Raw genomic sequence first — 11,044 nt, forward strand, 5'->3', positions numbered from 1 at the left:
TTGATATTATGTTAACAGTAAAAGTAGATAAGAGAAAAATACACCTTAAAAACTGATTATCAAAAACTGTAGGTAAAACACTATAAGCTGCTCCGGAGTACCTCATCATTGCAATAAAAGCAAATATAGGCAAATATTTAACTAAATCAATATATTGTGCACCATATAAAACAATAGTTAACTGTTTAGAAAGAAACAGAGAAAATATGACTCCTAACATGCCTAAGAATGTTAGCAAGTAAAAAGCTCGTCTCTGCAAATTTATCAGCATATCTTTTGATTTTTTCTCTTTCAAAATAACTGCCCGAGGGAGATAAATAGAATTAAAAACGTTGCTTATTAGCATCGCGGCTAGCAATATTCGCATTCCTGCTTGATATATACCAACATCTCCTGTACCAAGGTAATGCTTAATAATCAGTGTATCTACTTGCATATAAGCTGTTGCGAAAAAAGCAAGTAGAGCATATGAGATACTTTTTCTAAAGTAAGGATAAAATCGCCTAACATCAAAAACAAAGAATTTAATTTCTTGAAACCTTTTTTAATAAGTAAAAAATTAACAATAAAAGCGCTTGTTCGAGCAAGTAAAAATAAAATACCTACTGCTACAGGGCTAGAGTAGCCACTCCATATACCTATCAAAATTAGAACGATCACCAAGGTGTTATAAAAAAGCATAATTCTAGAAGTTGTTTTAAAGTCTTCTAACGCTTGGTAAGGTAATAAAAAATAATTTAAATATGAATCAACAGTAGCAGAAACTAATAAAACAAAGAACAAAAGCAAGGGGACGTCATGATTAAAAAAATAAAAATACGCAGCCGAAAATAAATATATTGATAGCGTAACAAAATGCTTAACCGTAATACTTGCACTGATTACACTGGCTAACCTTCTCTTATCTTCGCTAATATCTTTTACAACTTGTAAGCTAAAGCCATAATCCATGATAACTTGCAGAATTGAGACAATAGCAAAGCAATACATAAACTGACCAAAAATTCTCGACTCCCCAAACACGGGCTAACACAAAGAAGACGACTGCTACCGATCCCAGCCTGACAAAATTGGAAATAAACATGTATATTAAATTTAATAACATTATTTGCCTTAAAAATACTGCTTGCAAAACAGCTCGATACTTAACATCATCCATACCGTCATTGCATTGCGATGATTAGTTAAATTCATAGGCTCAAGTCGTCTACTCAGTTCTTTTTGATCATACATCCATCTCGACTTAGCACTTGAGGCTAACAACATTTCCCTTGCAAAGTCATTAAACTCCCCGCCAAACCAATCATTTAATGGCACAGGAAAGCCCATTTTCTTTCTGTACAAGATAGAATTAGGAATTTCTGCTTCAAAACTCTTTTTTAAAATATGTTTAGGTGTATCATATTTTTCAGAAATATCTTTGGCTAACAACGTATTTGCTTGCTGTTGGCTTTTCTCCGACAACCATTTCAGTTTATATTTTTCGGGGACCGTCATTGCAAATTCAACTAAGCGGTGATCGACAAATGGTACACGGCCCTCAACAGAAGCAGCCATTGTCGTTGTATCTAAGCGTTGCAATAAGCCAGGAAGATGCACCTTAACAAACGCATAACTCATTTTATTAAAGTACGAATAGTCCTGGATCTCATTGAATGTATTTGCAAAATGGTTAGTCAGCCTACCCTCAATTTTTCCTGCATCAATTTCTTGATTAAACATGGAGTACTTATCATGAAATGATGTATATCGATACAATGATAAAAAATGCTCTAATTCACTACTAAAATGAGTCCTTCCATATTCTGATTCAAAATTATTTAAAAATATATTTTTGTCCGCTTCACTTAATGCATTTTGGTTAACAAGGCGCTCATAATCGTAGCTCGCTCTAAAAATACGCCCGTAACCACCAAATAGTTCATCTGCCCCTTCACCTGAAAGCACAACAGTAATATATTTTTTAAGTTCTCTGGACATCAAGTAAAGAGGTACCTCATTGGGCACGGCAAGAGGAGCCCCCTTGTAAGCAATAAGCTTACTCATCTCATCAATGTATTGATCTCCCGTCAACTGAATTTCATGGTGGTTTGTATTATATTGCTCAGCAATGACTTTAGAGTACTCAAATTCATTATAACCTTCTTCCTTGAAGCCAATTGTGAATGTTTGAATTGGTTTATCAGTAGCGTTTGCCATTAAAGCTGTCACGACACTGGAGTCCACACCTCCAGATAAAAACGACCCCACAGGAACATCAGCAATCATTCGATAATGAACCGATGAATGTAACAGTTCTCTTAGTTTTTCTGTATAGTAGTCTTCACCATGGTCAACTTGCTGCTCAGCAAATTTATCGGCAAGATTCCAGTATTGCTTAACAGTGATTTGCCCATGCTTAATATGCACATAGTGGCCTGCGGCGAGTGAATCAATTCCGTCAAAAAAGCTGTCATCTAATATTGGATAACGATATGAAAAGTATGAAGACACTGCATTCATATTTAAACTTTTATCACAAGAAGACAATTTTAAGACTGAGTTTACCTCTGAAGAAAAAATAAGTCTGTCACTGCCTTTCCAATAATAAACAGGCTTTATACCAAGTCGGTCGCGCACAATATAGCTTTCTTGAGTGCGCTTGTCATAAATAGCAAACGCAAACATACCAATTAACCTATCAACACATGCAATGCCAAATGCATGATACGCATTTAATAGCACTTCTGTATCACTCTGCGTTTTAAATATATAACCTCGCTCAACAAGCTCTTGCTTAATTTCTAGGTAATTATAAATTTCACCATTAAACGTAAGCACAACTTGCTGATCCTCAGAAAGCATTGGTTGAGCAGCATGATTGGATAAATCAATAATACTTAGCCTTTTATGTCCAAATGAGAAGTTTTTTTCATGCAAAACTCCTTCACCATCAGGACCGCGATGTTGTTGAAATTCCAGCGCCTCCTTAAAAAGAGGTGGAGAAATCTCACAGGCTGCGTTTGTTAAATTAATTTGACCGAGTATGCCGCACATATATGCTATAACCTACTTAAAATTATTTTCTAAGATTGTTTAATGTTTCATTAATCAAGGTAGAAGACGTACCTTTTGTATATGGGAAAAAGACAATTTTCACATCGCGTTGCTTAAATTGTTCTTCGAAATCTTGCCACTTTTCACTAGCATACCAATCATCACCAACAAACATAATATCGAACTTTATTTTCTCCCACACGCCAAACTTATCCATGTCTTCTTGTGGAATAACAGCATCTACATACTCGATAGAACGCACAATTTCCATACGCTCAGTAAAGGGAATAACTGACTTTTTATTTTTATAACTTACTAGCTCATCTGTTGTAACACCAACCACTAATTTATCGCATAGCGCCTTTGCATTGCGCAATAAATTCAAATGCCCAATATGGAAAAGATCAAAAACTCCTGTTGTATAACCAACGACCATAATATTTACTACCTCTTCATTTATAAATTAACAGTTAGATCTATCACTTTGTTTAAAGCACTAGATAATTTATGCACAGGCTGCCAGCCCAATTCATAAGCTATTTTTTTATCATCAATAGCATAACGAAGATCATGACCAGCACGGTCTGTCACAAACGTAATTAAATCTTGATATGACTTGCCATTTTTACGTGGTTGTTTCTCATCTAAAATCTGGCAAATTGTTTTAATCAGTGCAAGATTATCAACTTCATTATTACCACCCACGTTATAAACTTCACCGAGTTTACCTTTGCGAATAATCGTATCAATTGCAGAACAGTGATCCTCTACATACAGCCAATCACGAATATTTGAGCCATTCCCATACACGGGGATCTCTTTTTCGGCCAAACATGAACGGATGACCGTTGGAATAAGCTTCTCACTATGCTGATAAGGGCCATAATTATTAGAGCAATTTGACGTAGTAACGGGCAAACCATATGTATGAAAATAAGCGCGTACTAAATGATCAGAACCAGCTTTAGACGCTGAATAAGGCGAATTTGGCGCATAGGCTGTAGCTTCAGTAAATGCAGGGTCTTCTTTGGATAAAGCCCCATAGACCTCATCAGTAGACACATGATGAAAACGACAATCTTCTCCAGTCCATTTTTTTTCTTCTAACCAAAACTTACGTGCAGACTCTAATAAGGTAAATGTACCCATGACATTCGTTTCTACGAATACACCAGGATCTTCAATTGAGTTATCAACATGAGATTCTGCGGCAAAATGCGCAATTGTATCTATGTTATGCTCGCGTAACAACTGATCAACTAAAGTACGATCACAAATATCGCCTTGTACAAAGGTATGGCGTGATTCATCTGGTAGATTTTTTAAATTATCTAAACTACCCGCATAAGTTAATTTATCTAGGCTAATAATATGTATATTTCTGTGCGTTTTCAGCATGTAACGCACAAAGTTACAGCCAATAAAACCTGCCGCACCTGTGACTAAAAGCTGCTGCTTCATAGCCCAACCTCAACAAGAGACTTCAAATAAGCACCATAAGTCGTATTAGTCAATTCTTGAGCTAGTTTTAATAAGGCTTTGCTATCGATATATCCCATGCGCCATGCCATTTCTTCAGGACAAGCAATTTTTAACCCCTGCCGCCTTTCTAAGATCGCTATATAATCAGAAGCTTCTAGTAAAGAATCATGAGTGCCTGTGTCCAACCAAGCAAAACCACGACATAATTGAATCACCTCTAATTTATTTTGCCCTAGATAGGCTTTTAGGACATCTGTTATCTCTAGCTCTCCTCGTTGAGAGGGTTTAAGAGATTTAGATATTTTAATCACTTCATTGTTAAAAAAATAAATGCCCGGAACAGCATAATTAGATTTAGGCTTCTTTGGTTTTTCTTCAATACTTTTTACACGCCCTGATTGGTCAAATGTCACAACACCATAGCGTTCAGGGTCATTGACGGTATAGCCAAATACAACACTACCCTTTAATTGGTTTATTGCTTGTGTAAAAAATTCTTGCAAGCCTTGACCATAAAAAATATTATCACCAAGAACTAAGCAAACATTATCATCACCGATAAATTCTTCACCAATAATAAACGCTTGTGCTAAACCTTCAGGCTTTGGTTGCTCGGCATAGGATAAACTAATCCCCCAACGCGCCCCATCGCCCAACAATTTTTTGAATTGTGGCAAATCATGAGGAGTGCTAATAATTAAAATTTCAGTAATACCCGCTAACATCAGAGTCGTTAATGGATAGTAAATCATCGGCTTATCATAAATTGGTAACAACTGCTTACTCACTGCTTGAGTGACCGGGTGTAAGCGAGTGCCAGAGCCTCCTGCTAAGATAATGCCTTTCATAAGTTTTTTATCCTTTTAAACTTAATTTAGCTTGTTCAGCTAATTCCGGGTGCTTTAGTGCATAAGCAATTGTTGCCTCTGAAAAAACCTGCTTTAGAACCACAATCATAACGCTTACCAGTAAATTCATAAGCTAAAATAGACTGTTCTGCCAAAAGAGTTGCAATAGCATCGGTCAATTGAATTTCACCACCTGCGCCTTTTTGCGTTTTTTCTAGATGAGAAAAGATTTGATCATCTAGAATATAACGACCAACCACTGCAAGATTAGAAGGCGCTTTCTCTTTAGCCGGCTTTTCTACAATCGCTTGTATACGCTGCTGGGCATCTGTCGCTACTACACCGTACTGATGAACTTCGTCCATGGGCACAGGCTGCACAGCTAATACATTTGTTGATTGCTGATAAGCTTCAACCATTTGTGCCAAACAAGGCTGTACGCCGCCATCAATTAAGTCATCGGCCAACAATACCGCAAAAGGCTCTTCGCCAACTAAAGGCTTTGCACAAAGTACAGCATGGCCCAAGCCTAAAGGTTCTGATTGACGAATATAAGAAACACTCACACCTTTTGGCAAAATATTCCTGACTGCATCAAGTAACTTTTCTTTGCCCGCTGTTTCCAAGCGACTTTCCAGCTCAAAACTTTTATCAAAGTGATCTTCTATCGCACGTTTATTAGAGCTAGTCACAAAAATAATTTCTGTAATGCCTGCTGCGATAGCTTCCTCAACTGCATATTGAATCAGCGGCTTATCTACAACGGGCAACATCTCTTTAGGCGTTGCTTTAGTTGCAGGTAAAAAACGAGTACCTAAACCTGCAACGGGGAATACAGCTTTACGAATAGCTTTCATCTTAATTTTTCCTCGGTTCATAGCGATAGGCATATTTGTATTTATTGCTCAATGTTGTCGTTGCGAGTTGCATATTATTAAAGATAAAGCCCGCTAACTTCACACCTGCTTTCTCAAAACGGTGAATTGTCAACTCAATTTCTTTATCATCATGCATCGCATCTGCAAAGACCGCGATATTCGTACCAGCATACTGAGCGACTAAACTTGCATCAGTAATCGCTAAAATAGGCGCGGTATCAATAACGACCACATCATAACTTGATGATAACTGCTCCAGAGCTTCACCGAGCTTATTACTCATTAATAACTCAGCGTGCTTAGCAACTAAAGCGCCTGTCGGCATCATATCCAAATTATCAATATGAGTTTTATGCACAGCTTGCTCAGTGGTTAACTTGCCTTCTAACACATCAACAAGACCATGCTCACGTGATAAGCCAAAGTAATCATGCATCGAGCCTCGGCGCAAATCTCCATCGATGACTAAAACACGTTGACCTGTTTCACTGAGTACGTGCGCTAAATTGACAGAAACAAAGGTTTTACCCACATTTGGGCATGGACCGGAGATATTGATGATATTATTTTTGGCAGCTGCCAACTCAAACGTTAAGTTTGTACGCAAGCTTCGCAAAGCTTCTACTGTCATATCCATAGGGTCTAATTCAGATAACAGTTTTAATTGCATCACTTTGTTTTTCTTAAACTCTTTGATCTGATGTTCTTGAGCTTTACTAGCCAATAACGTCCCTAGCACAGACAAACCATGGCGATTTTCAATAATGTCTGGATCTTCTATACCTTGGAACAAGGCTTTGCGAATAAACACATAAGCTACACTTAAGAAGAAACCCATTAAACCAGCCAATATAACAATAATCGCTCCCGATTTATTTGATTTTTTATAAGGCACATTGGCATAATCAATAATCGATAAATCTCCAACTGTGCCTGCTTTTAATAATTCAAACTGCTGGATCTTCTCCATCAAATTAGTATAAATGGCATTTTGTACTTTTGCATTACGCACCAAGTTTACAGCGACTTGATCTGCCTGTGGTAAACTTTTCAGACGTATGTTCAAAGAACGAAGCTGAGCTTCTAATGCAGCGATACTAGTATTTGCCTGCTCAACCTGTACACTACGTTCAGTAAACTGCTGTAAAAGCTGAGCTTTTTGAACTCTCAAGTCGTAAATTTTTGTTTCTAAATCAGTGATTGTCTTCATTACTAATTTAGTTTCATCAGTCAATGATACATTACCTGATTTAGCACGGTAATCATTCAATGCCTTTTCAGCTTGATAAACAGACTGTTGAACAGACGGGATACGCTTATTTAGAAATGATAAAGTTTTCGCTGCTTGCTCCGATTTACGGTAAATGTCCTGTCGAACCGCCTGATCTGCTATAGCATCTAGAATTTCAGCTGTTTTTTCTGGACTGTAACTTGTATACCCTAAGTTTATTAAAGGTGTTTCTTTCCCTGCTAATCCTACTGTTAGCTTTTTAGACACTGCTTTTAGTGCATCCATCATATGCAACTCTTTAAGCTTAAACTTAACTCCAACAGGAGACTGTAAGCTATTCACCAACAAGTACACTCGAGTAAAACTATTAAGTTGCTTGGCAAAAGGCTTTCCGACCTCACCTTTACCAAGCATTCTATTTTTAGGGTCATAAAGCTCATAGCGCCCTTGTCCTAGATTTACCAAGGTAAAAGTGTTAGAGATTGTTGCAGATGATTTCAAAGGCTCTGAAACTTCAAACTGACCTATATCTATACTCTCTCCTCCCCAAGCAAAGCTTGAAAGCCATAATGGCGGACTCGCATACTCATTCGAATAATTAGTCGCATCATAACGATGCGCCAAACCTTTACCAATCACCGGAAAATAGTCAGGCTCAGCAACTACATCTAAGTGCAAAGATTTAATCACTGGCTCTAAAACACTGCGTGACTGTATTAAGTTTACTTCTGTTTGAGCTTTAGCATTTGTTTGGCTAGTACCGAGGATAGATGGTAACTCCCCACTAATTACACTAGAAAGGCTTCCACTTCCACTTCCTGCATCTGCATCCATTAAAATATTGGCATTATAGATAGGCACACGAAACAAGCAAAAAAGCACTGCGATAATAAAAAACACAACTGTTGTCACTAAGATGGATTTTTTTCTTATCCAGCAACGTTGCAAGAAGTTGCTTGATATCAATCACATCAACATCAAGCATTTTATCATTTTGAGTTTGGGTCGCCATAACTAGCACTCCACCTTAATTCGTTAAGTATTTAATACTAGTTGCGGTGTTTAATGTCGGTAATATCTGGTTCAATACCGCATTAAAGTTGGCAATCTTAGAGTTCGAGACAAAGACAACATCTTGTGGCTTTAATTCAAAACGACTCGCCAAAATCAAAGCATCTGCAGAATGCGCGTCTAACAAGTAAATCTGAGGGTTGTTTTGGTAATTACGTATAACATAGGTATATGCAGGATTTGCCAGCATATTCGCACCTGCCGCATTGCCAATCGCCTGCTGGAGCGTCATCTCACCGTCCACCATATTAAAGGCACCTGGCTTATTCACAGCACCAAGGACAAAAATACGTGATTGGTTATTATTCGGCACATTAACGACATCACCATTTTTCAAAATCCAGTTTTCAGAGGAGCCTGTCGGTGAGCGCAAGGTATTTAAATTAACATAAGTTGTTTTGCCATCACGCGTTACTGCAACTCTTTGCACATCGGCACATAAAGTTACACTGCCTTGGGTATCTGTATTATTACCGCAACTAATCGGCCCACCCGCCTTTGTCACCGCATTCAATACAGTAAGAGGGACATTCGTTACAGGAACCACACTTGGCGACTTCACAGCGCCGGTAATATTGATATGCTGACTGTTAAATTGCATCACCACCACATTAATCTGTGGCTTTTTAACATAAAGTGCCAGCCTCTTAGTGAGTATCGCTCGAATCTGATCCGTCGTTTTACCTGCAACTTTTACTGCACCGATATATGGATAATAAATATCACCGTTTTGATCCACAGTAAAACCGACATCGTAAATACTCGTTGCGTTTTGTGTGCTGGCCGGGTTATTCAACTCTGGGTGGTTCCAAACAATGATACGCAAAACATCCTGCGAACCAACAGTATAATGATAACCAGCCCGGCTTGTTATAAAGCTAACGGGGCTCTTATAATGCTTTCGAGCGTAATTCATCCTTTCTTGCGTCGCACGCATTTCTTTTTGAATAAGTTCCGCATTAATCGTTTGCACCTGTGGCTTAACAATTTTGCCTTGAGCGTTCAACTCAGGTGTTAAATCATCTTGATCCATATGCATTCCAGGCGCTGAGCAGGCCGATAACAACACCATCAACGGTAACACAAGTAACAGTTTTCTCATTACAACTCTCTACACACTATAAAAATTTAAAAGTATTAACTTTTCAGCCAGAATTTTGTTATCCAATCTTCCAGACAAACTTCAACGTGATCAACCATCTTTACAAAAGCCTCCCGAGGCTCTTTGTAGGGATCACTGATATCTTCATTACGCCATTTACCTAGGCAATGCACTTTTCCTCGGCTAAAGGCAAACTCTTTTTCAATATGCTTTCTATGCCCATCCTCCATCACGAGGATTAAATCAAATTCTTTTACAAGCTCAGCAGTCAATTGTCTTGCTCTATGCGCCTGAATATCGATATTTCTATCAGTCATCAATTCAATTGAAAATTGATCAGCCGAATTATCAATTAATGCCGCGATACCCGCTGACTCAACGGCTTTGCCTCCTATGGCGTTTTTATGAAAAAAAGCTTTGAGCAACGCTTCTGCTACAGGGCTGCGGCAAATATTACCCACACACACCATTAATATCTTATTGAACATAGGAAACATCGATCCACAAAATGAATATAAAAGCGAGATAGTAATACGACTGAGCTACAAAATCAAGCTGTGAATAGCTTTTAACAAATACTTTTATTTTCATTAAAAATCAGCTGATTAGAGAATATAGCAACCATAGTTCCAAGCATTATTCCAGACAATACATCACTTAAGTAGTGCATATTTAAAGCAATTAATGATATCACAACACATAATGACAAAAATATAACAATAACTCGCAATATTCTGCACCTTAACCAAATTACAGCTAAATAAGAAACCGTTGCTGTTGTATGACCAGATGGGAAAGAGTAATACTTCATTCCCTCATGAAAAAATTAAAACCGTAAAGGTGTTGAGCCAAATAAACTTCTGGAGTATACCGGCCAAAAAAGTACTTCATTCCTACTTTTAAGCCCATAGCACAATATTGGCTTATTCCAGCAACAATGAGTACTTTTTCCCAATTTTTCAATGATCTAACACTGGAAAGCATCAACAAAACAATTAGTGAACCCCCAGAAAGCAAATAAAGAGCAGGAGGAATTTTAACAGACAGATTGTAAAATAAGTTTTCTGTTACATGCTGTTGATTAACCCACTCAGCTAACTCACGATCAATGTAAAAATAGCTGATGATTATCAATATAATCATTACAAAGCAAAACAATAGCGATTTTGATAGTAACTTAACTGGAGTCATCTTTAACCAAAACTCTTAATAAAAAGAAAAATTTAAAGATCTCCATATTACTTTCTTTGTCTTAGCTTAAGATTGAAAAAAATAATATAAATAATGAAAAAACCCCGACCTCATAGAAGATCGGGGTTTAGGAATGAGAGTTTGGTGATGTCCTACTTTCACATGGCAAACGCCACACTATCATCGGCGCAAAGGTGTTTCACTG

The 11,044-nt window shown here is 37.6% G+C and carries 12 protein-coding genes and 1 pseudogene; all 13 read right to left on the bottom strand.

Annotated elements, in window-relative coordinates:
- Positions 1-529 (bottom strand): lipopolysaccharide biosynthesis protein (locus tag BGC07_RS08615; RefSeq protein ID WP_158006969.1); only part of this gene is annotated, 529 nt, incomplete at its 3' end.
- A complete protein-coding gene (locus BGC07_RS08620) occupies positions 427-990 on the bottom strand; it encodes an oligosaccharide flippase family protein (RefSeq protein ID WP_069312770.1) in 564 nt (187 codons plus the stop codon). The genes BGC07_RS08620 and BGC07_RS08615, both read right to left, overlap by 103 nt.
- Positions 991-1,113: 123 nt before the next feature.
- Positions 1,114-3,036: an asparagine synthase (glutamine-hydrolyzing) gene (gene asnB / locus BGC07_RS08625; RefSeq protein ID WP_069312771.1), complete on the bottom strand. Its 1,923-nt coding sequence runs from the start codon at positions 3,034-3,036 to the stop codon at positions 1,114-1,116.
- 22 nt (positions 3,037-3,058) lie between these two features.
- Positions 3,059-3,472: an adenylyltransferase/cytidyltransferase family protein gene (locus tag BGC07_RS08630; protein WP_069312772.1), complete on the bottom strand. Its 414-nt coding sequence runs from the start codon at positions 3,470-3,472 to the stop codon at positions 3,059-3,061.
- A gap of 20 nt (positions 3,473-3,492) precedes the next feature.
- Entirely contained in the window at positions 3,493-4,497 is a 1,005-nt protein-coding gene (rfbB, locus tag BGC07_RS08635; protein WP_069312773.1) for a dTDP-glucose 4,6-dehydratase, read from the bottom strand.
- Positions 4,494-5,366: a glucose-1-phosphate thymidylyltransferase RfbA gene (rfbA, locus tag BGC07_RS08640; RefSeq protein ID WP_069312774.1), complete on the bottom strand. Its 873-nt coding sequence runs from the start codon at positions 5,364-5,366 to the stop codon at positions 4,494-4,496. The genes rfbB and rfbA overlap by 4 nt, the downstream gene beginning before the upstream one ends.
- Positions 5,367-5,373: 7 nt before the next feature.
- Positions 5,374-6,223 (bottom strand): annotated as a pseudogene (gene galU / locus BGC07_RS08645) (UTP--glucose-1-phosphate uridylyltransferase GalU).
- A 1-nt stretch (position 6,224) separates the two neighbouring features.
- Positions 6,225-8,387 carry a polysaccharide biosynthesis tyrosine autokinase gene (locus tag BGC07_RS08650; RefSeq protein ID WP_317135125.1) on the bottom strand — a complete coding sequence of 721 codons (2,163 nt, stop codon included), beginning with the start codon at positions 8,385-8,387 and terminating at the stop codon, positions 6,225-6,227.
- Complete coding sequence (locus BGC07_RS20615; RefSeq protein WP_158006897.1) at positions 8,323-8,487, bottom strand: hypothetical protein; 165 nt, start codon at positions 8,485-8,487, stop codon at positions 8,323-8,325. The genes BGC07_RS08650 and BGC07_RS20615 overlap by 65 nt, the downstream gene beginning before the upstream one ends.
- A 15-nt stretch (positions 8,488-8,502) precedes the next feature.
- Complete coding sequence (locus tag BGC07_RS08655; protein WP_069312776.1) at positions 8,503-9,648, bottom strand: polysaccharide biosynthesis/export family protein; 1,146 nt, start codon at positions 9,646-9,648, stop codon at positions 8,503-8,505.
- A gap of 35 nt (positions 9,649-9,683) precedes the next feature.
- The gene (locus BGC07_RS08660) at positions 9,684-10,136 is read right to left on the bottom strand and encodes a low molecular weight protein-tyrosine-phosphatase (protein ID WP_069312777.1); all 453 of its coding nucleotides are present in this window, start codon (positions 10,134-10,136) and stop codon (positions 9,684-9,686) included.
- A gap of 80 nt (positions 10,137-10,216) precedes the next feature.
- Positions 10,217-10,459: a phosphatase PAP2 family protein gene (locus BGC07_RS23870; protein WP_077216825.1), complete on the bottom strand. Its 243-nt coding sequence runs from the start codon at positions 10,457-10,459 to the stop codon at positions 10,217-10,219.
- Entirely contained in the window at positions 10,456-10,791 is a 336-nt protein-coding gene (locus BGC07_RS08665; RefSeq protein WP_139121658.1) for a hypothetical protein, read from the bottom strand. The genes BGC07_RS23870 and BGC07_RS08665 overlap by 4 nt, the downstream gene beginning before the upstream one ends.
- Positions 10,792-11,044 lie beyond the last annotated feature (253 nt).

The sequence above is a fragment of the Piscirickettsia litoralis genome, assembly GCF_001720395.1.
Lineage (GTDB): Bacteria > Pseudomonadota > Gammaproteobacteria > Piscirickettsiales > Piscirickettsiaceae > Piscirickettsia > Piscirickettsia litoralis.

Excerpts from the sequence above, each read along its gene's own strand:
- rfbB (WP_069312773.1), bottom strand. The coding sequence starts at position 4,497 with ATGAAGCAGCAGCTTTTAGTCACAGGTGCGGCAGGTTTTATTGGCTGT.
- BGC07_RS08655 (WP_069312776.1), bottom strand. The coding sequence starts at position 9,648 with ATGAGAAAACTGTTACTTGTGTTACCGTTGATGGTGTTGTTATCGGCC.
- BGC07_RS08660 (WP_069312777.1), bottom strand. The coding sequence starts at position 10,136 with ATGTTCAATAAGATATTAATGGTGTGTGTGGGTAATATTTGCCGCAGC.
- BGC07_RS08620 (WP_069312770.1), bottom strand. The coding sequence starts at position 990 with ATGTATTGCTTTGCTATTGTCTCAATTCTGCAAGTTATCATGGATTAT.
- BGC07_RS23870 (WP_077216825.1), bottom strand. The coding sequence starts at position 10,459 with ATGAAGTATTACTCTTTCCCATCTGGTCATACAACAGCAACGGTTTCT.
- BGC07_RS20615 (WP_158006897.1), bottom strand. The coding sequence starts at position 8,487 with ATGGCGACCCAAACTCAAAATGATAAAATGCTTGATGTTGATGTGATT.
- BGC07_RS08630 (WP_069312772.1), bottom strand. The coding sequence starts at position 3,472 with ATGGTCGTTGGTTATACAACAGGAGTTTTTGATCTTTTCCATATTGGG.
- asnB (WP_069312771.1), bottom strand. The coding sequence starts at position 3,036 with ATGTGCGGCATACTCGGTCAAATTAATTTAACAAACGCAGCCTGTGAG.
- BGC07_RS08665 (WP_139121658.1), bottom strand. The coding sequence starts at position 10,791 with ATGATTATATTGATAATCATCAGCTATTTTTACATTGATCGTGAGTTA.
- rfbA (WP_069312774.1), bottom strand. The coding sequence starts at position 5,366 with ATGAAAGGCATTATCTTAGCAGGAGGCTCTGGCACTCGCTTACACCCG.